This window comes from Marinobacter flavimaris (assembly GCF_002933295.1).
In the GTDB taxonomy this organism is placed as follows: Bacteria; Pseudomonadota; Gammaproteobacteria; order Pseudomonadales; family Oleiphilaceae; genus Marinobacter; species Marinobacter flavimaris.
Map to the genome: position 1 here is coordinate 249747 of NZ_PSSW01000002.1, position 21223 is coordinate 270969.

Sequence of the window (21223 nt, forward strand, 5' to 3'; positions counted from 1 at the left end):
GAATCTCCTTGGGTGTGTTGTGAGCATGTGGGTACTTTACAAATATCAATAAAAGGGATAAACGTGGCTTTAATGAATTAACTGTTCCGGAAAATGAAACAATGGATCGATTGCTGGAGATGCAGACGTTCTGCACCGTGGTTGAGGCGGGGAGCTTTGTGGCTGCGTCGGAGAATCTGGGGATGTCCAAGGCCGCTGTCTCGCGTTATGTCAGCGAGCTGGAAACCCGTCTAGGGGTTCGGCTGTTGCAGCGGACCACCCGCCGGCTGTCGCTGACGGGAGAAGGGGAGGTGTTCTATGTCCGATGCCGGGAGTTACTGGCTGGCGTTGAGGAGGCCGAAGCGGAAATCACCTCCCGCAATGATGTCGCACGGGGCACGTTACGAGTGAATGCGCCGGTCAGCTTCGGAATCAGCCACCTGGCGCCTTTGTGGGGAGAGTTTCACGCCCGCTACCCGGATGTGGAGCTGTCCATCGACCTTTCAGACCGGCTGGTGGTCATCGTCGAGGAAGGCTTTGATCTGGCCATCCGGATTGCCACACTGCAAAGCTCTACACTGGTCAGCCGACGGATAACCTCCACCCGGCTGATGGCTTGCGCCTCGCCGGATTACATTGCCACTCACGGCTCCCCAGCGAAACCGGCAGACCTGTTCAGCCACAGAGTTATCGGCTACAGCAACTTCACGACCGGCAATGACTGGCCTTTTGAAGGCCCCGATGGCGCAATAAGCGTGCGGGTAAGACCATGGATGTACGCCAATAATGGCGAAACCTGCTGCGGCGCTGCCGTGGCCGGCCAGGGCATCGTGCTGCAGCCCGGCTTTCTGGTTCATAAAGACCTGGAAGCCGGGCGGCTGGTGGAGCTGATGCCAGAGTATCGCTCCACCGAGCTGGGCGTTTACGCCGTCTATCCCACCCGCAAGTTCGTTACGCCCAAAGTCCGTGCGCTGGTTGACTACCTTGTCTCTGCCTTTCCCGATGCCCTGTGAGGGCGCGAGCGGGGCTTCCGGACGCTAGGCGTCCGGTGTCTGCAGCCGTTTGCGTTCCGCCCGGCGCATCAGATACCAGGCGATAAATGCAATCAGCGATACAGCCACGATGATCAGGGTGGCCAGCGCGTTGATCTTCGGCGAAACCCCCATCCGCACGGAGGAAAACACCACCATCGGCAGTGTTGTTGCACCCGGCCCGGAAACGAAGCTGGCAATCACCAGATCATCCAGCGACAGAGTGAACGCCAGCAGCCAGCCAGATACGAGCGCTGGAGCAATCACTGGCAGTGTAATCACGAAGAAGGTCTTCAGTGGCGTACAGCCCAGGTCCATGGCCGCCTCCTCAATGGAGCGGTCCACTTCCTGCAACCGGGCCGATACCACCACCGCCACATAGGCACTGCAGAAGGTGGTGTGGGCGATCCAGATGGTGGCCATGCCACGGTCCACCGGCCAGCCAATGGTCTGGGCCATCTGTACGAACAACAGCAGCAGCGACAGGCCCGTGATCACCTCTGGCATAACCAGTGGCGCGGTAATCATGCTGGACAGTAGCGTGCGCCCGCGCATCTTCTTGAACCGGGTGATCACGAACGCACATAGCGTCCCCAGACACACCGCCATGCTGGCGGAGTAGAAGGCAATCCGCAGGCTCATCCACACCGCCGACAGAATCTGCTCATCCCGGAACAGCTCGCCGTACCACTGGGTTGAGAAACCGGCCCACACCGATACCAGCCGGGACGCATTGAACGAATACACGATCAGCACGAACATCGGCAGATACAGGAACAGCAGACCGAGAACCAGCATCACTTTAGAGAAACTGAAGGAACGGGACTTAACCATGCTTTTCCATCTCCCGGGCCCGGAACCGATGGAACAGTACAATCGGCACCAGCAGTAACAACAGCATCACGATCGCCAGGGCAGACGCCACCGGCCAGTCGCGGTTGTTGAAGAACTCTTCCCACAACACCTTGCCGATCATCAGCGTATCCGGCCCGCCCAGCAGTTCCGGGATAACGAACTCGCCAACCGCGGGAATAAACACCAGCATGGAACCGGCCAGAATGCCGGCCTTCGACAGGGGCAGGGTAATGGCCCAGAAGGTGGTCAGGCTGCGGCAGCCCAGGTCTGATGCCGCCTCCAGCAGCCGCACATCCAACTTCACCAGGTTGGTGTAAATGGGCAGCACCATGAACGGCAGGTAGGCATAGACAATGCCCAGCACCACCGCGAAGTTGGTGTTCAGCATTTTCAGGGGCTGGTCAATCAGACCCAGCCACATCAGAAAACTGTTCAGCAACCCCTGGTTGCCGAGGATACCCATCCACGCATAGACACGGATCAGGAACGAGGTCCAGGACGGCAGCATCACCATCAACAGCAACACCAGTTGCCAGTGCTTCGGCGCCCGCGCCATGGCGTAGGCCATGGGGTAGCCAATGACCAGGCACACCACCGTTGCCAGGAATGCCGTTTTCACCGACCCCCAATAGGCGGCGAAATACAGGCTGTCCGAGAGCAGGAACAGGTAGTTGCCAATGTTCACCACCACCGACAGGGTGTTGTCCACCCACCGGAATACGGGCTCGTAAGGGGGGATGGCCATGACCGCCGAGGTCAGGCTGATCTTCAGCACCAGCGCAAAAGGCAGGAGGAAGAACAGCAGCAGCCACAGGAACGGGATACCGAACACCACCCGGCGATTAAACAGCACTGCACGCACCCGCTCGGTCAGAGGGGTGGGTAAAAGTTTCCGTCTCATTTGCTCAGTTCCAGAGCAGGATGGGGCTGGAGGCTTCCCAGGATACGAATACCCTGTCGCCCCAGGTTGGCCGCTCGCCACGGCGTTCCACGTTCGCCATGGTCGCCTGAACGCGTTTGCCGCTGGCCAGCTTTACGTAGTAGGACGTGATGTCGCCCAGGTAGGCAATATTGTCCACCGTGCCGCAGCTCCAGTTGTGCTCGCCCTCGGGTTTGTCCGCGGTGAGGTAGATTTTTTCCGGGCGCATGGCAACCAGGGTTTCGGTGGTTTCCGCTGGCGTGGTTACACCACGATCAATGAAAACCGGCGCATCCAGCAGGTTGCTGGTCAGCGTGATGCTGTCGGCCTCGTCTTCCCGGATGTGGGCCTCGAAAATGTTCACCGAGCCAATAAACTCTGCCGTCATGCGGCTGTTCGGGCTCTCATAGATGTCGATGGGCGAGCCGATCTGGGCAATCCGGCCCTGCGCCATGATGGCGATGCGGCTGGCCATGGTCATGGCCTCTTCCTGGTCGTGGGTCACCATCAGGCAGGTGGCACCCACGTTTTCCAGAATTTCCACCAGTTCCAGCTGCATTTCGGTACGCAGCTTTTTGTCCAGGGCGCCCATGGGCTCGTCCAGCAACAGCAGCTTGGGACGTTTGGCCAGTGAGCGGGCCAGGGCAACGCGTTGCTGCTGACCACCGGAAAGCTGCTGGGGTTTGCGCCGGGCATAGGGTTCCATCTTGACCAGCTTCAGCATGGCGGCCACCCGGTCGCGAATTTCGCTTTTCGGCAACTTGTCCTGTTTCAGGCCCATGGCAATGTTCTGCTCCACCGTCATATGGGGGAACAGAGCATAGGACTGGAACATCATGTTGGTCGGGCGCAGGAACGGGGGCAGAGCTGTAACGTCCTGGCCGTCGAGCATGATGGAGCCGGCGTTGGGCGTTTCAAAACCTGCGAGCATGCGTAGCAGGGTGGACTTGCCGGAACCGGAACCACCCAGAAGGGCAAAGATCTCGCCCTTGTGGATGTCCAGGTTCACATTGTCCACGGCCAGCGTGCCATCAAAGCTTTTGGAAATGCTCCGAATGCTGAGTAACACCTCCGCTTGCGCGGAGGTGTTGTTGCCGTTTTCCACCGCTTAACGACCAGACTTCACGTTGGTCCAGGTGCGGGTCATCAGACGCTGGGCGTCCTGAGGCCGGCCTTCCATGATGTACAGCTTCTTCATCACCTCATCGGTCGGGTAGATGCTGATATCGCTCAGAATCTCCGGATCAACGAATTCGTTGGCCGGCTTGTTCGGGTTGGCGTACCACACATAGTTGGTCACGTCCGCGATGATTTCCGGACGCATCAGGAAGTTCATCAACTTGTGGGCGTTCTCAACGTTCGGTGCGCCGGCCGGGATGGTCATCATGTCGAACCACAGGACTGCACCTTCTTTGGGAATGGTGTAGCGGATCACGTTGCCGTTCTCGGCTTCCTCGGCGCGTGCGGCGGCCTGCAGGATGTCGCCGGAGTAACCGGCAGCCACACACAGGTCACCGTTGGCCAGGTCAGCAATGTAACGCGACGAATGGAAGTAGGTGATGTTCGGGCGAATGGCCTTGATCACCTCGCCGCCTTTCCTGATGTCGTCGGCGTTGTTGCTGTTCGGGTCCAGGCCAATGTAGGCCATGGCAGCACGAACCATTTCCTCGCCGGAATCCAGCATGGCAATACCGCAGCCGCCGGCGGCAAGCTTGCCGGTGACTTCAGGATCGAATACCAGGGCCCAGGAATCGGTGGGAGCGCTGTCACCCAGGATTTCCTGGATACGGCCTTCGTTATAGCCATAGCCGTTGGTGCCCCAGAGATAAGGCAGAGCAAACTGGCTACCCGGGTCAACCTTTTCCAGATCGTCCATCAGATCCGGGTTGAGGTTGCTCATGTTCGGCAGCTTGCTGTGGTCCAGCGCTACGAAGGCGTTGGCAGAAATCTGCTTGGCCACATAGTGGTTGGACGGCACAACAAGATCGTAGCCGGAACGACCGGAAAGCAGGGCGGCTTCGAGGATCTCGTTACTGTCGTAAACGTCGTAGATCACCTTGATGCCGGTTTCTTCCGTGAACTTCGCCAGGGTATCCTCGGCGATGTAATCGGACCAGTTGTAGACACGCACTTCCTCGGCGGCAAACGCGGAAGAGGCACACAGAGACAACGCAACAGAGGCGGCCAGCGCCTGTGGCTTACACAACTTCAACATTGGATGATGTCCCTCACTCAAAAGGGATAAATACAAAACGTGCAGGACGCACGCGGTGTTGTGCAGGTCTGCTGAGGGTGGCCGCAGGTGGCTGTTGTCCCGGGAAGAACCGGTCGCCGCCTTTTGACTCCTTTAAGGCTTGTCCTGGAAACGGCGGTGGGGAACCTGCCGAATTCTCGCGATATTTATCATGAGATGCGGGGTTGCGCTATAAAAATTTTACTCCGGGATTTGTGGTATGTCCCTATCTTGCCAAACACCCCGGAAAGCGGGATAAAGGAGTGTTGAAACCCCTGCGCCGGCTCCTCGGCACCAGGCCTGTTTGCGTTGTGGATGGCTTCCCTTATGGCTTCTGGTTCTTCGAGTGCCGACTCGTTCCTTCAGGCACACCCCGAACTGCAGTTTGTTGATCTGCTGATCCCGGATATGAATGGCATTGTTCGCGGCAAGCGGGTAGACCCGTCTGCTTTGGCGAAGGTGTTTGAACGCGGTGTGGCTATGCCGGCGTCCATCTTTGCCCTGAACATTCAGGGCACTACGGTGGAAGAAACCGGCCTCGGCCTGGATATTGGCGAGGCAGACCGCGTCTGTCTGCCCATTGAAAATACCCTCACTATGGAACCCTGGCAGAAGCGGCCCACTGCGCAACTTCTGTTGACCATGTATGAGCTGGATCGCGAGACACCGTTTTTCGCAGATCCGCGGGTGGTCTTGCAGAACATCATCAAGCGCTTCGAGGAACTGGGGCTGACTCCCGTGGCGGCCTTTGAGCTGGAGTTTTACCTGATTGACCAGGAAAACCTCGCCGGTCGCCCTCAGCCACCCAAATCACCCCTCTCTGGCAAACGCCCGGCGGGCACGCAGGCCTATTCCATTGATGATCTGGACGAATACGCTGAATTCCTGGCGGACGTGCTGGATGCCGCCCATGAGCAGGAGCTGCCGGCGGATGCGCTGGTAGCCGAGTCCGCGCCCGGGCAGTTTGAGGTCAACCTGCACTACGTGGATGACGCGGTGCAGGCGTGCGACCACGCCACTCTGCTGAAGCGTCTGATCAAGAACATGGCCTACGACCATGAAATGGACACCACGTTCATGGCCAAGCCCTATCACAACCAGGCCGGCAGTGGCATGCACCTGCACTTGAGCCTGGTGGATGGCGAAGGCCGTAACGTGTTTGCCGGCGACGCCGAGCAGCCAAACGACATGCTGCGCTGGGCCGTGGGTGGATTGGTCGCCACCATGAACGACGCCATGGCCTTGTTCTGCCCCAATATCAATTCCTACCGCCGGTTCAGCCCGGAGTACTACGTGCCCAGCGCTGCCACCTGGGGCGTGGACAACCGCACTGCGTCGCTGCGTCTGCCGGGCGGTGATCCCGAGGCCCTGCGAATCGAACACCGGGTCGCCGGTGCCGATGCCAACCCGTATCTGCTGATGGCTGCGGTGCTGGCGGGTATTCACTACGGCATCTCCAACAGGATAGAGCCACCACCGGTCACCGTGGGTAATGCCCATGAACAGCACGAAGCCTCACTGGTGAATAACCTGCGGGATGCCTTGCGGGAGCTGGGGCAATCGAAAGTGATGGCCGATTATCTCGGCAGCCAGTTTCTGGATGTGTTCGTCGCCTGCAAGGAGCATGAACTGAACGAATTCGAGATGACCATCTCCGATCTCGAATATCTCTGGTACCTGCACACGGTCTGATCAATTCCGGGATAAAAAACGGCGCCTTGAAGGCGCCGTTTTTCGTTTGCCGGACTGCGACTAACTATTCCGAACTACTCCAGCACCAGCCAGGTGGCTTTCAGTTCCGTGTACTTGTCGAAGGCATGCACAGATTTGTCGCGCCCGTTGCCGGACTGCTTGAAGCCACCGAAGGGTGCGGTCATATCGCCGCCGTCATAGTGGTTAATCCACACGCTGCCGGCTCGCAGGGCCTTGGCTACCTTATGGGCGGTATTGATATTGGAGGTCCACACTGCTGCGGCCAAGCCGTAGATGGAATCGTTGGCAATGGCGACGGCTTCGTCTGCGGTATCGAAGCCGATGACAGAAAGCACCGGCCCGAAGATTTCCTCCGAGGCAATGCGCATCTGGTTATTCACCCCGTCAAACACCGTGGGCTGAACAAACAGGCCGCCCGTGTTTTCCAGAATCCGCTGCCCACCTTCCACCAGGCGTGCGCCCTCAGACTGCCCGATGCCGATGTAGTCGATGATCCGATCAAGCTGGGCCTGATCCACGATCGCGCCACAGGTAGTCGCCGGGTCCAGCGGATGGCCGGGGCGCCAGGTTTTCAGGGCCTCGCATATCAGCTTTACGAACTCGGCACGAATGCTGTTCTCGACCAGCAGGCGACTGCCGGCAGTGCACACTTCGCCCTGATTGAAGGCTATGGCACTGGCCGCCTCGGCAGCGGCCTTTTTCAGGTCTGGCGCATCGGCAAAGACAATGTTCGGGCTCTTGCCACCGGCCTCCAGCCATACCCGTTTCATGTTGGATTGGCCGGCGTAGATCATCAGTTGCTTGGCCACATTCGTGGACCCGGTAAACACCAGGCAGTCCACGTCCATGTGCAGCGCCAGGGCCTTGCCCACGGTGTGACCATAGCCTGGAAGCACATTGAAAACACCGGCGGGAACGCCCGCTTCCCCGGCCAGGGCGGCCAGGCGAATGGCGCTCAGGGGCGATTTCTCGGAGGGTTTCAGTATGAGGGAATTACCAGTGGCCAGGGCCGGGGCAATTTTCCAGGCCGCCATAATCATCGGAAAGTTCCAGGGCACGATGGCCGCCACCACACCCATCGGCTCACGGGAGATCATGCCGATCTGGTTGTGGGGTGTGGGCGCAAGTTCGCCGTACACCTTGTCGATGGCCTCGGCGGTCCAGCGGATTGCCCGGGCGGTGGCCGGCACGTCCACGTTTCTGGCGTGGTTGATGGGTTTGCCCATGTCCAGGGTTTCCAGCAGGGCAAGCTCGTCGCCGTGGGCTTCGATAAGCTCAGCGAACCGGAGCAGCACCGCCTTGCGTTTTGCCGGTGCCAGCTGGCTCCAGATGCCCGCCTCAAAGGCGGCCCTTGCAGCCCTAACGGCCTGGTCGGCATCGCTCTGATCGCAACTGGCAATAGAGGCCAGCTCGCGCCCGTCAATCGGGCTGACCGAGGTAAACGTCTCGCCGTTGGCCGCCCATCGATAGGTGCCGTTCAGATAGGCGCGGCCCTCCAGAGTGAGGTTTGTGGCCAGGGCCTGCCATTCGGCCTGGCTGGTCGGTGTGGAAGAGCTGACGGGTTGATTCATGGACGCCTCGCAGGCTGTAGAGTTGAGCAATCATAGCAGTACTTTTATCCCCAGGCGCCGCCCGCGATATAGGTATAAGAACGTGTCTTTCCGAACGCGCGGCGCTGGCATAGACTTCCTGCGGCGCGCATCGTTGCAGCCTGATCCTGAACGTCTCTATCACCTTTTCTGGCGTCACATAATGATCGAGTATCCCCCGGTTCCCTCGTATTACGCAGCTTCCGCCAACTCGGCCCCTGTGCGCCCGGCGCTGCGAGGGTCTTGCGAGGCCGATGTTTGCGTCGTCGGTGCCGGCTACACCGGCCTTTCGACAGCGTTGTTCCTGGCGGAAGCCGGTTTCCGGGTGGTGGTTCTGGAGGCAGCGACGGTCGGCTGGGGTGCTTCGGGGCGCAATGGCGGCCAGATCGTTAACAGCTTCAGCCGGGATCTGGACAGCATCGAACGACAGACCTCTCAAGTCCACCTGAAACTGCTGTCCGAGATGGCCTTTGAGGGCAGCCAGATCATTCGCCAGCGGGTGAAGAGTTACGGCATTCGGTGCGACCTGAAAGAAGGCGGTATTTTCGCAGCGCTCAATCCAAAGCAGCTCAGGCACCTGGAATCTCAGCAAGCGCTGTGGCGCCGGTTCGGTTACGACCAACTGGAACTGTTGGATAGGAATGCCATCCGTTCCCGGGTTGGCACGGAACGGTATGTCGGCGGCGCCATTGATCACACCGGCGGCCATATTCATCCGCTCAATCTGGCTCTCGGCGAAGCCGCGGCCCTCGAGTCGCGTGGCGGCGTGATTCACGAGCACTCCACAGTAACGAGCATCGCCCCCGGTAAAACCGTAACCGTTAAAACCGACATGGGCGAGGTGAGGGCGCAAACGGTTGTCCTGGCGGGCAACGCCTATCTTGGCGGCCTGGTGCCGGAGCTCGGGGCCAAATCCATGCCCTGCGGCTCGCAGATTATTGCTACCGAGCCGTTGGAGGAGGCCGTTGCCAGGCAGTTGCTGCCGAACGACAACTGCGTCGAAGACTGCAACTACCTCCTGGACTACTTCCGGCTGTCGGGTGACAACCGCCTGATCTACGGCGGTGGCGTGGTCTACGGCGCCCGCGACCCGGCTAACATCGAACGGCTGATTCGCCCGAATATGCTGAAAACCTTCCCGCAACTGGCGAATGTGAAGATCGATTACGCCTGGACCGGCAATTTCCTGCTGACCCTGTCGCGCCTGCCACAGCTCGGGCGCTTGCACGAGAACGTGTTCTACTCCCAGGGTTGCTCCGGCCATGGGGTTACCTTCACACACGTGGCAGGCAAGGCATTGGCACTGGCAATCCAGGATCAGGCGGAACGGTTTGATGCGTTCGCCAGCCTGCCGCATTACCCGTTCCCGGGTGGGCGCGCCTTCCGGGTGCCGTTGACGGCGATGGGAGCCTGGTACTATGCGCTGCGGGACAGGTTGGGCGTTTGAGTCCCCGGAAAACTGTGAAACAGTACCCGTTTCATCAACGTTTAAATTTGTAATCAGTCGGCCCGCTATTCGCTCCCGGCCCACAGCCGGGATTTAAGCGAATTGTGAAAAGCGGACCTAAAACAATGACCTATGCTCAGGAGTCCGGGCTCCATGCTGTAACCTTCCATCACAACGTGTATCCCTCCGTAAACGCCAATTTTCTGACGTAATCCGGCCGAAAAATCCGGAACTGGGCCGCATATAACCGAAAACTGCCGCTGTAAGATTCGCTCAAATTCGTCAAATAATTGGTGCGAAACAATGTCATATTGCGGCAAAAAACTAACGAAGCAAGGACTGCTGATTTTACCTGCGGTTGTTATGCTTTCGGGCTGCGGTCTGGACATTACGAGTGAAGAGAGCACCACGGCGGCGCAGGCTGCTCCCGCGACGCCTGAGCCCACAGTCCAGATCGCCGGCGCAGCCGTTAAAGGAATCATTCAACAGGGCCTTGTGGTTGCAAATCGGCTGATAGCTGACAAAGACGGCTACTACGCCCCGCAGCGTCAGGCAGCCAAACCGGTATTAACCGCAGACGATGGCAGCTATACCTGGCAGCTTCGCGGTAAGGCCGAAGGCTGGGCCCTGGTTGAGCTTTCTGCGGACGGCGGCACTCGCATGGTCTGTGACGTTCTGCCCCAATGCGATCAGGCCGGTGCCGAGCCAGTGCCGTTTGGGCAGGTAATGCCGCTGGATAGCAACTTCAGTCTGTTGGGTGCTGGCGATTTGCGGAACGAAACGGTAAACCTTACGCCGCTCACCCACCTGGCTGTAAAACTGGCTGAGCGCAGTTCGGAAGGTCTCTCACCGACAGCGATTTCCAGCGCTTACACCACCGTTGAAAACTGGTTCGCCCTTCCGGCCGGTGCTTTGCGCCTGACTCCTCCGGACCTGACCAATCTGGATGGAATGACCGGCGTAACCGCGGATGCCATTCAGGTGGCGATTGCCAATGCGTCATTCCTGGCGCTGGTCAATGACAACGCCCAGTGGGATTCGATTTCAGCTGTCCTGGATGACGTTACTTCACAGGTCAGTGCCACCGGCCAGATCAGCGTTATGGGCGATGGTACCAACGTGGCACTGGCAGATCTTGTCAGCGCGGCGGCCTTGCAGTCCTCAGAATTGCAGAACGTGGTGAATTCAAGCGTCATTAGCCAGAAGCTGGTGGTGGTCGAATACCGCAATGTACAGCGCTTCAAAACCATTGCCGATGTTAACGAAGAAAGTGATACCGACGTCGCCGATTCCGGTGACACCACCGACGGAACCACTGGCGGCGATGAAACCGCTGGAACTGATTCCGGCAGCACCACTGACACCTCAACCGACACCAACACCGATACCTCGACCGATACCTCAACAGGTTCAACCGACGAGCAGGTTGCCGGTACAACTGAGCCCGATACAACCACCGACGAAACCGTAGCGGACACAGGAACAGACACTGAAATCAGCGAGCCCGTCACCGAGACGACGCCTGAGGAAACCGCTCCTGCAAACACAGCACTGCTGAGCTGGACCGCGCCGCTGACCCGCGAAAATGGCGACAGCCTGGCCATGGGCGAAATCGCAGGCTTCGAGGTGGTCTACGGCACCAGCGCTGAAAACCTCGACCAGAGCCTGGCCATTGGTGACGCCTCCGTCGACGAGCTGCTGGTTGATGAGCTGACAGAAGGCACCTGGTACTTCGCTATCCGTACCCTGGACACCGATGGTAATCGCAGCCGGTTGTCTGAAGTGGTCTACAAACAGATCTGATTTGGCGGTAAAAGGCAGCGACCCCCTCTGGGGGCTTCGCTGCCAGCCTGTTACTATGTGCTGGTCCATTGCTCCATACCAGGTACATCATGGCCGGTTCAGACTACTCCCGCAGTCTCCTTGAAGTGATCCCTGACGCCAGAGACGGCCTTACCCGCACTGAAAGAATCATTCTTTACGTCCTGCATGAAACTCAGAAAGAGCTGAAGGGCCGCAATGTCCCGACCGCCATGCTGTATGGGCGCGTACTTGAATACGTGGACATTAGCGAGGCGGAACTCCATCTTTACCTCGACAGATTGGGCGTGAAGGGGGACGGCAGATAGGGTTGGCCGTGGGTAATTAATCCGGTTTGATATGCCGGCTGCATTCGCCAGTCAGCGCAGCAGCCGGCACTATCGCCAGCGATTATTTTGCGGTAATAGTCTGCATCACCAGCTTGCCATCTTTCTTGATCGGGCCGTCTTCCTTGGCGCCCAGGGTGTATTCAAAAATACCCGTTTTCATCCCGCCGTCTTCGCTGTGAACCATCAGCATCAGCATGTCACCGGATTGCACTTCCTCGGTCAGGATGGCGGCGACGTCCATGTTCATACCTTTGCGCAACGGCGCGTGGGCGACAACAGGGCCCGGCTTCATGGATTCGTCCGTGCGGTGAACCACCAGCCACCCATTCTGTTCGGCAACCACCTTTCTGGCGGATACAACGCCGTTGGCAACTGACTGATCGTTGGTCCAGACACCGGCCTTGTGTTCAGCGGCCAACGCTGAACTGGTTGCGAAAGCGCCGGAAACGAGGGCGGCCAGAAGTGTGGAAGTTTTTGCGTGCTTGATCATTGCGTTCTCCTGAGTGTCAGTGTTTCCCGCCCGTCGGGTTGTTTTTGGGCGGGTTAACTGCAGCTACGGGAGCCGATGCGCAAAGTTTCAGGAACGGAAGATTTTTTTTGGCACCTGCCTATTAATTGTTTCCGTCGGTGGGGTAGAGGTAACCGTGAATCGCCGGTCCCGTGGGCTGTCCGGTGGGTGAGCCGCCTTCGGGCTCGACACTGATGCCGAACGTGGCCTCCTTGAGCAGGGCAGGGTCGTAATTGCTCAACGCCCCTTCATCCAGCGCGAAATCGTTGCCCAGAACGCCCACGGAGCGGGGGTTTGGACCCAGCTCGTCGGCCTTGATCCACAACTGATAGGATTTTCCGGGTCTTGGCTCGGCAGTTACCGGCCGGATGTTGAGCCGTTGCTCCTTCAGGTCCACCGTCAGCAGGAAGGCCGGCTGCTCATCGTTGTTCTGGAAAACCGCAACAAACGACTGGGCTTGAGGCTCGGGCTGCGGCTGGAACGCCAGAATGGCCACGAGAACCAGGGCGGCCGCCGAGGCAATCGCCGTGCTCCAGCGCCAGCGGTTCAGCTGGCTGCGCAGCGCAACCACGTTTGACGTTTCGGCAGCCTCGCGAGGCGTCGATTCCACTCGGTCCAGAGCCTTCTCGATTTTTGCGAACAACGCCGGTGAGGGCTGAACGGGCTCGGTTTCCTCGGCCAGCTTACCCAGGCGCTCTTCCCATTGCAGAATCAGCGCATCTACCTCCGGGTCCTCATTGCGCCGGCTTTCAAGATAGGCCCGCTCCGAGGCTGGCAATGTGCCCAGAACGAACTCTGCAACCAGCATGTCCAGGTCGTCGCGTTCAGTCATGATTCGAGGCACCTTTTGAGCTGTTTCAATGCGCGGTGAAGCCAGGTCTTTACCGTGTTGACCGGCTGTTCAAACTGGCTTGCCAGGTCCTCCCGGGACCATCCGTTAAGGTAGGCCAGGCGCACCATGTCCTGTCGGTCTTTTTCCAGTTGGTCGATGCAGTGATTCAGTTGATTTGCCGCCCGCTGGTCTTCCAGCTGTTCCTGAGCTGATGTCTGCCGGCCTGGCATCTCATCCAGCTCGTCGCTGTTCGTGGTGCGTCCGGCGGGGTGTTTGCGCAGCTCATCAATGGCACCGTTACGGGCAATCGACACCAGCCAGGTAATCGGCGAAGATTTGCCGTCCTGAAACTGCTCGGCTTTTTGCCAGATTTTGAGATAACTGTCCTGGATAACATCGTCTGCCCACCCTCTGTCTCTGAGGATACGCAACACGGTGCCCAGAAGTTTCGGGGCAGTTGCCTGGTAGAGGAGGGCGAAAGCCTGGCGGTCTTTTTGAGCGACGCGGTGAATCAGCCGGGCAACACGCTCAGGGCCATCGGATGGCGACTGCGGGCCGGTTCCTGCGCTGGCATTGTCTGGGAGCTGATGGGAGTCAGGCTTCATGGGGCCTCGGGCTTTGGTGTCTGATCAGCAGGTTACTGGTTGGTCCGTTGTTGCTCAACATGAAATTGCAGTCTGGCTAACACTCGGTGTGAGCTATTCGTTTGCTCAGTGGCACAGTTGGCTGAGGAATGCAGAGACTGGCGGATGATTGGCCAAGGCATTCGGGTAGACCACCATGAGTTCCTTTTCCAACCCAGGGTTACTAACGGGGATGGCTCGTAGCGAGCCCGCCTGGACTTCCTCCCTTACCGTCGCTTCCAACACCAGCGATATACCCAGTCCAACCTTGACTGCCTGTTTGACAGCCTCTGTGCTCCCTAGTTGCATAGACACCTTCGGAAACGGTCCCTCGTCACCAAAGAAGTTTGCCAGTAGCCGGCCTGTGCCTGTGCCAGGCTCTCCGCCAAGCAGCGTCATTTCTGCGAGGGTGTCCCGATCTATGCTTTGAAGATCTGCGCATGGGTGATCGGGTGGAACAATCAGTACCATCTGTTCTCGCCGCCAATCCTGCGCCAGAAATCCGGGTTTAGGCTGCCACCACTCCATTATGGCTATGTCGAGTTCACCGATCGTTAGTTGCCGGGCAATTGAGGGGTTATTATCAATTACGAGGTCCACGTCGGGCGAGGCTTTATCGTCCCTGAAGGCCCGAAGATAGGGCTGGAGCATATATATGCCAATGTTTGAGCTCGCCCCTATCCGAACGCCGGCCCCCCGAACCGCTTCACGGGCATGTTTGTCGAGGCGCAATATACTGTTTGCGAATGGTACCAGTGCCAAAGCTGCCCTGGTGGGCTCGCAGCCTGATCTTCCCCTTCGAATCAACAACACATCCAGGTCTTGTTCCAGTTTCTGGATATGCTGGGAGAGAGTGGGTTGGGCGATTCCAAGATTCTCTGCAGCGGCCTGAAAACTCTGATGCTGGACCAACGCGATAAAGCTCTTGAGCCAGACCGGATTCAGCATGGAGAGTCCTCACGTAATGACGGAGAATTGATCGCATCCCGCGGCCGTTCACCCCGTAATGCCTGCAGAATGTTCTCGGCCGCCCGTTGCTCAATGGCCAGCCTTACACTTTGTACGGCCGAGCCGATGTGAGCGGTAAATAATGTGTTCGGATGGGCAAGTAACTCCGGACTGATTTCATGCGGACGATCCGTTCGTGCCCAGTCCTCCATTTCGAATACATCGGCGGCGTAACCACCCAACTGTCCGGAGGCCAGTGCCGCCAGTACGGCGTTCTCATCGACCACAGAACCCCTGCATGGGTTGATCAGATAGGCACCCCGCTTCATCAGTGCCAGGCGTATAGGGTTTATGGTGTGAAAGGTATGCTCGTTCAGTGCCAGCGCCAGTATTACGATATCGGATTGGGCGAGAAGCTCTTCCAGTCCTGTATGCGCCAGCCCCAAATTCCTCTCTTCATCAGAGGGCAAGCCCTCGGGCTCTGAGTAGAGCAGGTTCGCACCCCATCCCTGCAGACGGACAGCTATGGCCTTGCCAATGGCACCCATTCCAACAATGCCAATGGTAGCGCCCTCAATTCCCAGCCCATAGAACTTCGGCTGCCACCCTCTGAACTCTCCGGAACGAACAAATTCGTCCGCTGCCTTTACCTGCCGGGTAAGGCCAACGGTGAGTCCGATGGTCAGTTCTGCGGTGGGTACGGTTAAAAGATCCGGCACGAATGAAAGCCACACCCCATGGCGAGTGCAGGCGTCCACATCGAAGTTGTCGTAACCTTTCAGGGCTGCGCCCACGATCTTCAGGTTCGGGCAATCCGCCAGAAACTCATCGCCGATCCTGTCCGGCATGAAGGCCATCACGGCATCGGCTGTGGCTACCCTGGCCTTCACCGAATCTGGCGGGAGCGTGCGGTTTGACTGATTGGTTACAAGCTCACAATGTGGTTCGAGGGCAGCCAGGACTTCATCGTGTACCCGGTGAGTTATCACAACTCTTGGTTTCATTCGTTTTCCTTACTTGAATTTCTTACGGAGGAAGCCGCTCAGGCTGTCGACAATCGTGACCATCAGGAGGATAACAATCAGGATGGCACTGACTTCCTGGTACTGCATGATGCGCAGTGAGCCCATGAGTTCGAAACCGATACCCCCTGCTCCCACCATGCCCATAACGGTCGAGGCGCGGAAGTTGTACTCCCAGCGGTAGATGGATACATCTGCGAACTGCGGCAGAACCTGGGGCAGAACTGCGTGCCAGAGAACCTGTAGGCGAGTCGCTCCGGCGGCATCGGCTGCTTCCACCGGGGCTTCGTCCACATGTTCAATGGCTTCTGCAAAGAATTTGCCGACCATCCCAATAGAGTGAAGGCCGAGGGCAAGAACGCCCGGTAGCGCGCCAAAGCCGACGGCAGCGACGAAGATAATCCCCATGATCAGTTCGGGAACTGACCGCAGGCCATTCAGAATGGTGCGTGTTATGTGGAAAACAGCCGGGTGTGGCGACGTATTCCGTGCAGCAAGGAAAGCCAGTGGTACCGAAGCGGCAACCGCAATTGCAGTGCCGGCAATGCTCATGGCGAGGGTGTCGACAAGTGGCGAAACCCAGTTCATGACATTGGTAAAGTCGGGCGGCAGAGATTCACCCAACAGGACGCCAATCGCTGGCATGCCATTGGCCAGGGTTTTGAAATCGAGCAGGCCCACGTACCAGCTGGCAATGAGAATCACCGCAAGGACCAGACCTGTCTGCAGGAGTTTTTTCCGCCAGCCCCGGGCATGCTCATCCAGCACCGGAGCTGACGGAGCCGGCGACAGAGTCGCCGGTTCCGTCGGGGTATAACTCATGGATTTCCTCACATCTTGGCAAAGTCGAGGTTCAGGAGGCTGCCCATGCGCCGGATTACGTCGTAATCCGAATCGGAGATAGCAGCAAAGCCTTCAGCCTTGAGGTTGCTCAGGATTTCCTTGTCGTCGATGCTGATGAAGGCATTTCGAACCTTTTCTTTCAGCTCCGGGGCGAGATTTGAGCGCATGGCCCAGGGATACTGGGGGAATTCGCCGCTATATCCGAGAACCTTCACGTTATTGCGGTCAATCAGGCCACGATCCATCACATGCTGGAAAATTACCTCGGACAGGCCGCCGGCTTCTGCGTTGCCATTTGCCACATTCACTGCCACAGAGTCGTGGGACCCTACGAAATGTGCCTCATAGTCACGGCCGGCTTCCAGGCCCGCAGATTCCATCAGGACAGTTTTGGGAATCAGGTGGCTCGATGTAGAGGCCCGATCACCGTAGGCCATCTTCTTGCCCTTGATGTCAGCATAGGATTCAACCCCGGCGTCTGCGTTGGCAATGATGATGGAGCGGTACGTTGGCTTGCCGTCCACAATCATGGCTGCAAAGGGTTCGATGTCGCTCTTGCTCTTGGCCATCACGTAGGACAGAGGGCCGAAGTAGGCCAGGTCGATACGTCCGAAGCGCATGGCTTCAATCATTGATGAATAATCGGTAGTCACGATCAGCTCAACTTCCTTGCCAAGCGTGCTTTCCAGATAGTCTTTTAGTGGTTGATTGCGTTTGATCAGTTCAGAGGCGTTTTCATCGGGCAGGAGAGCAACTTTCAGAAGATCAGGGTCTGGATCCGCTGCGAGTGCCTGCGAATTCAATCCTGTCACCAGGCAGAGTGCTATCAAGAGGTTCATTAACGCTTTCATCGGGCTATCTCCAGTTTCTTCGGTTGGGGGTTAACGGGTTTGGTGGCGGGAACCGGGACGGTTCGGGGTTTGGTTTCGTAGTTTCCGTGGTAGATCTCATTCAGGTGGTGTTGCTTCAAGTCTGCAGGTGGTGCATCGAACACAATCCTGGCATTCGCCAGGCCGATGATTCGGTCTGCAAAGCGTTGGGCGTATTCCAGCTGATGCAGTGAAATAACAGCGGTAATACCGTCTTCCTGGCAGATATCGCGCAGTAACCCCAGTACCTTTTCCGACGTCGCCGGATCCAGACTGGCAACGGGTTCATCCGCGAGGATCATTGAGGGCTGTTGTGCAAGTGCGCGCGCGATGCCAACTCGTTGTTGCTGGCCTCCAGACAGCTGGTCAATCCTGGCCAGGGCTTTGTCGGCAAGTCCAACGCGTTCAAGGCAGTGAAGGGCAAGTTCAAGATCGCGCCTGGGCATTGGTAACAGGCTGCGCCAGGTGCTGTGATAGGCAAGCCTGCCCGTCAGTACGTTCTGGAGTGCAGTGTGGCGCTCAATTAACTGATGGTGCTGGAACACCATGGCAGTGCGGCTTCGGTGCAGCCGAACGGTTCTGCGGTTATCAAGGTCACCAAATTCCGCCGAAACGACCTTGCCAGCCGTTGGCTGCACCAGGTGGTTGAGTGACCTCAGAAGCGTGGATTTGCCCGCACCGGAAAGGCCGAGCAGGACCGTAAATTCGCCCTTGTTGAAATCAACGGTGGTTGGCCGTAGAGCAAGGACATTGCCGGGGTAAGTCACCCCCATGTCCTCAATGCGAAGCATCATGTCGGGGTATGAAGCAGGCGTCATTGGATCACCTTTTGCAATGAATAAGCTCGCTTGATTGCGACTTACAATGCAACGCTAATCCTGAGAGGTGACAATGCAGTGTCAGTGACGTGACACCTTAGTGACCATTTGCGCCGGCCGAAGAAGAATTACGAAGTCAGGTTTTCCTGCTTGCGCCACCGCACCGGTGGCATGCCCGTCCAACGCCGGAATGCCCTGTAAAACGTGCTTACCTCGGCAAACCCGAGCGCTTCGGCGATTTCAGGTAGGGAAGCGCTGAAATCAACGACCGCCTGCAGGGCTTTTTCACGGCGCACGTCGTCGACCAGCCCGTCAAAGGTCTGGCCCTGTTCCCGGAGCCGCCGGGCCAGGCTGCGTTCGCTGATGCCCAGGGCTTCGGCTGCGTCTGCCCGGCGGGGCAGAACCGGGCCTATCCGGGCAGTGAGCCATCTTCGTATTTCTGGCACTGAGGCACTGTTGATGGAGAGGGCGGCAAGGCGGGCATTGGTGTAGCGCTCGTGCACCTGGGCAAGCTGGGGGTCCGCCTGGGGCAGGGGCTGGTCCAGAACGGCGTTGTCGATCTGAACACCGCTGAACGCCTGCTCGAACTCCACCGGGCAATTGAATACGGTCTGGTAACCGGCCAACGGCCCCAACCGGGGCTGGCTGAACTGCACCCGGGATGGTTGCATCCGGGTGCCGGTAACCCAGCTTCCGAACCCCACCACCGACGCCAGCACCGCTTCGATCTGGTGCGGGCTGAAGGCCAGCCGGCCCTGCCTGGGATGGTAAACCAGCCAGGTGGCTGTGTTGCCGGCAACAATCTGGAACCGCCCGCCATCGGAGATCAGCCGCTGGAAACGCTGCACCATCACAATGGCCTCCCGCAGGGTTGCGGCAGATTGCAGCGCAAAACCCACGCCACTGATGCTCATCGGGGAGAACTCCGCTCCCACCTTCAAACCAAAGCCCGGGTCGCCGGTGCAGCGTTCGGCGGCGTGCCAGAGTCGGGTAATATCGTCGATCGGCCAGCGCTCCAGTTCGCAGGCGGCTTCCGGAATGCCGGCTTCTGCCAGCAGTTGGTTGGCGTTTAAAGACAGTCTCTCGGCAGCACCGATGACGGTGTTAACCCATCCAATGGAAACCGTGGCCTCTAACGTCAATTTTGTTGGCCTCTGAAGTCAATTTTAAAGCCATGGTACCGGTATATCTTTAAAGCTGACAACTCATTGCGATCGGGTCGGATGCGATATGGCCAAGGTGATTTCCTCAGACATTCTGGTGGTCGGCGGCGGGCTGGCCGGTATTGTCGCCGCTCTGGAAGGATTGCGCGCCGGCAAGTCCGTAACCCTGGCAGACCGGGACACCGAAGAACGGATGGGTGGCCTGGCGCTTTGGGCCTTTGGTGGCATGATGCTGGTGGGTACGCCGCTGCAGAAGCGCATGAAAATTGCCGACACACCGGAGATTGCCCTGGAAGACTGGCTCAGCTTTGGCGAGCTGGCCCCCGACGATGAATTGCCCCTGCAATGGGCCCGTTACTACGTGGAGCATTCACGCTCCGAGGTCTACGACTGGCTCAGCAACGAAGGCATCAAGTTCCTGCCCGCCGTGAACTGGGTTGAGCGCGGCCGTTTCGGCGATGGTAATCGTTTGCCCCGTTACCATGTGGTGTGGGGCACCGCCCGGGAACTGGTCCGCTGCCTGATGACCGCGCTGCACCGGGAGAACACCAGCGGCAAGCTCACGCTGCTGCACCAGCATCGCATTACCGAACTGGACCACGAAGCGGGAAAGGTCAGCGGCGCCCTGGCCATCAACGAAGCCACCGGTGAGGAAGTCCGCTTCGCGGCGTCGGCCGTGGTTCTGGCCACTGGCGGCATCAACGGCAGCCACAAGGAATGCCGCGCCAACTGGCCGGTGGATCGCCCGCAGCCCACCCGCATGTTGAATGGGGCCCACCCCTATGCCGATGGCCGCATGCATCACTGGGTGGCCGACACCCTCGGAGGCCGGATTACCCACGCTGGCGAAATGTGGAATTACGCGGCCGGTTTTCCGCATCCGTACCCCCACTTTCCGGGCCACGGCCTGTCCACCATTCCCTGTAAATCCGCCCTGTGGTTGAACCATCGGGGCGAACGGATTGGCCCGGAACCCCTGGTGACCGGCTTCGATACCCACTGGCTGTGCCAGCGCGTGGCCGAGCAGGAAAAGCCCTGGACCTGGCACCTGCTTAACTGGCGCATCGCCGCCAAGGAATTTGCCATCTCGGGCGCCGAGCATAATGCCCGCATCCGGGATAAACAGTTCCCCCAGTTTGTGAAAGAGCTGTTGCTGGGCAACCACGCCCTGATTCGGCAGATGCGGCATGAAAGCCGGGCCTTCCTGGTGGCCGACAGCCTGACGGATCTGGCCGGCAAGATGAACGCGCTGACCTGCTCCAACGACATCAACCCGGCAACACTCAAGGCTACCGCGGATGCCTTTGATGCCAACTTCGCGGCAGGCACCAGCCTCCACGACGACCCCCAGATCCGGATGATCCAGCATGCCCGGGAATGGAAGCCGGATCGCCTGCGCACCTGCAAGCCGGCCCCGTTGCAGAAATCCGGCGCCGGCCCCTTTATCGCCATCCGAATGCAGCTGATTACCCGCAAGAGCCTGGGTGGCCTGCAAACTGATCTGCAGAGCCGCGTCCTCACCGCCCAGGGCGCACCCGTTGAAGGTCTCTACTGTGTGGGCGAGGCTGCAGGCTTTGGTGGCGGTGGTGCCAACGGCAAGCGCTCCCTGGAAGGTACCTTCCTGCCGGGATGCATCATGACGGCCCGGGCAGCGGTGCGCTCCATTGTGGCGGGGGGCTAA

At 58.7% G+C, this 21223-nt stretch carries 20 protein-coding genes; 6 read left to right on the top strand and 14 right to left on the bottom strand.

Going from position 1 to position 21223, the window contains the following annotated elements; translation table 11 throughout:
- Positions 1–101 precede the first annotated feature (101 nt).
- Positions 102–992 (top strand): LysR family transcriptional regulator, encoded by an 891-nt coding sequence (locus MDHKLMBL_RS04825; RefSeq protein WP_104270237.1) that lies wholly within the window; start codon positions 102–104, stop codon positions 990–992.
- Between the two features lie 24 nt (positions 993–1016).
- Here MDHKLMBL_RS04825 and MDHKLMBL_RS04830 read toward each other — a convergent pair whose 3' ends face one another.
- From MDHKLMBL_RS04830 to MDHKLMBL_RS04845, 4 genes are read right to left on the bottom strand one after another with little or no spacing between them, the layout of a single operon-like run.
- Entirely contained in the window at positions 1017–1844 is an 828-nt protein-coding gene (locus MDHKLMBL_RS04830; RefSeq protein ID WP_104270238.1) for an ABC transporter permease subunit, read from the bottom strand.
- Positions 1837–2766, bottom strand: coding sequence for an ABC transporter permease subunit (locus MDHKLMBL_RS04835; RefSeq protein ID WP_104270239.1), 930 nt, complete (start codon positions 2764–2766; stop codon positions 1837–1839). Before MDHKLMBL_RS04835 ends, MDHKLMBL_RS04830 begins: the two co-directional genes overlap by 8 nt.
- Before the next feature lie 4 nt (positions 2767–2770).
- The gene (gene potA / locus MDHKLMBL_RS04840) at positions 2771–3889 is read right to left on the bottom strand and encodes a polyamine ABC transporter ATP-binding protein (RefSeq protein WP_104270240.1); all 1119 of its coding nucleotides are present in this window, start codon (positions 3887–3889) and stop codon (positions 2771–2773) included.
- Positions 3890–3892: 3 nt separating this feature from the next.
- Positions 3893–4999: a polyamine ABC transporter substrate-binding protein gene (locus tag MDHKLMBL_RS04845; protein WP_008175893.1), complete on the bottom strand. Its 1107-nt coding sequence runs from the start codon at positions 4997–4999 to the stop codon at positions 3893–3895.
- Between the two features lie 345 nt (positions 5000–5344).
- Between MDHKLMBL_RS04845 and MDHKLMBL_RS04850 the strand changes: the two genes are divergently transcribed.
- Positions 5345–6709 (top strand): glutamine synthetase family protein, encoded by a 1365-nt coding sequence (locus MDHKLMBL_RS04850; RefSeq protein WP_104270241.1) that lies wholly within the window; start codon positions 5345–5347, stop codon positions 6707–6709.
- A 74-nt stretch (positions 6710–6783) separates the two neighbouring features.
- Here MDHKLMBL_RS04850 and MDHKLMBL_RS04855 read toward each other — a convergent pair whose 3' ends face one another.
- Positions 6784–8301 (bottom strand): aldehyde dehydrogenase, encoded by a 1518-nt coding sequence (locus tag MDHKLMBL_RS04855; protein WP_104270242.1) that lies wholly within the window; start codon positions 8299–8301, stop codon positions 6784–6786.
- Positions 8302–8485: 184 nt separating this feature from the next.
- Here MDHKLMBL_RS04855 and MDHKLMBL_RS04860 point away from each other — a divergent pair, with 184 nt between their 5' ends.
- From MDHKLMBL_RS04860 to MDHKLMBL_RS04870, 3 genes are all read left to right on the top strand, one after another.
- Positions 8486–9766, top strand: a complete 1281-nt coding sequence (locus MDHKLMBL_RS04860) for an NAD(P)/FAD-dependent oxidoreductase (protein WP_274540920.1) — start codon at positions 8486–8488, stop codon at positions 9764–9766.
- Between the two features lie 363 nt (positions 9767–10129).
- Positions 10130–11569 carry a fibronectin type III domain-containing protein gene (locus MDHKLMBL_RS04865; protein WP_227497868.1) on the top strand — a complete coding sequence of 480 codons (1440 nt, stop codon included), beginning with the start codon at positions 10130–10132 and terminating at the stop codon, positions 11567–11569.
- An 89-nt stretch (positions 11570–11658) separates the two neighbouring features.
- Positions 11659–11895, top strand: a complete 237-nt coding sequence (locus MDHKLMBL_RS04870; RefSeq protein ID WP_104270243.1) for a hypothetical protein — start codon at positions 11659–11661, stop codon at positions 11893–11895.
- A gap of 82 nt (positions 11896–11977) precedes the next feature.
- Here MDHKLMBL_RS04870 and MDHKLMBL_RS04875 read toward each other — a convergent pair whose 3' ends face one another.
- From MDHKLMBL_RS04875 to MDHKLMBL_RS04915, 9 genes are all read right to left on the bottom strand, one after another.
- Positions 11978–12406, bottom strand: coding sequence for a DUF7282 domain-containing protein (locus MDHKLMBL_RS04875; RefSeq protein WP_104270244.1), 429 nt, complete (start codon positions 12404–12406; stop codon positions 11978–11980).
- Positions 12407–12527: 121 nt separating this feature from the next.
- Positions 12528–13256 carry an anti-sigma factor gene (locus MDHKLMBL_RS04880; protein ID WP_008175870.1) on the bottom strand — a complete coding sequence of 243 codons (729 nt, stop codon included), beginning with the start codon at positions 13254–13256 and terminating at the stop codon, positions 12528–12530.
- The gene (locus MDHKLMBL_RS04885; RefSeq protein WP_008175868.1) at positions 13253–13861 is read right to left on the bottom strand and encodes a sigma-70 family RNA polymerase sigma factor; all 609 of its coding nucleotides are present in this window, start codon (positions 13859–13861) and stop codon (positions 13253–13255) included. The genes MDHKLMBL_RS04880 and MDHKLMBL_RS04885 overlap by 4 nt, the downstream gene beginning before the upstream one ends.
- A 105-nt stretch (positions 13862–13966) precedes the next feature.
- Complete coding sequence (locus MDHKLMBL_RS04890; protein ID WP_008175867.1) at positions 13967–14827, bottom strand: LysR family transcriptional regulator; 861 nt, start codon at positions 14825–14827, stop codon at positions 13967–13969.
- Complete coding sequence (locus MDHKLMBL_RS04895) at positions 14821–15831, bottom strand: phosphonate dehydrogenase (protein WP_008175866.1); 1011 nt, start codon at positions 15829–15831, stop codon at positions 14821–14823. The genes MDHKLMBL_RS04890 and MDHKLMBL_RS04895 overlap by 7 nt, the downstream gene beginning before the upstream one ends.
- Before the next feature lie 9 nt (positions 15832–15840).
- Positions 15841–16671 carry a phosphonate ABC transporter, permease protein PhnE gene (phnE, locus tag MDHKLMBL_RS04900; RefSeq protein ID WP_008175865.1) on the bottom strand — a complete coding sequence of 277 codons (831 nt, stop codon included), beginning with the start codon at positions 16669–16671 and terminating at the stop codon, positions 15841–15843.
- Positions 16672–16679: 8 nt separating this feature from the next.
- Positions 16680–17543 (bottom strand): phosphate/phosphite/phosphonate ABC transporter substrate-binding protein, encoded by an 864-nt coding sequence (phnD, locus tag MDHKLMBL_RS04905; protein WP_008175864.1) that lies wholly within the window; start codon positions 17541–17543, stop codon positions 16680–16682.
- On the bottom strand, positions 17540–18379 hold the full coding sequence (gene phnC / locus MDHKLMBL_RS04910) for a phosphonate ABC transporter ATP-binding protein (RefSeq protein ID WP_008175863.1): 840 nt from the start codon (positions 18377–18379) through the stop codon (positions 17540–17542). The genes phnD and phnC overlap by 4 nt, the downstream gene beginning before the upstream one ends.
- A gap of 128 nt (positions 18380–18507) precedes the next feature.
- Entirely contained in the window at positions 18508–19521 is a 1014-nt protein-coding gene (locus tag MDHKLMBL_RS04915) for an AraC family transcriptional regulator (protein ID WP_092030138.1), read from the bottom strand.
- Between the two features lie 88 nt (positions 19522–19609).
- On the opposite strand from MDHKLMBL_RS04915, the gene MDHKLMBL_RS04920 reads away from it, so the two are divergent.
- Positions 19610–21223 carry an FAD-dependent oxidoreductase gene (locus tag MDHKLMBL_RS04920; RefSeq protein WP_092030137.1) on the top strand — a complete coding sequence of 538 codons (1614 nt, stop codon included), beginning with the start codon at positions 19610–19612 and terminating at the stop codon, positions 21221–21223.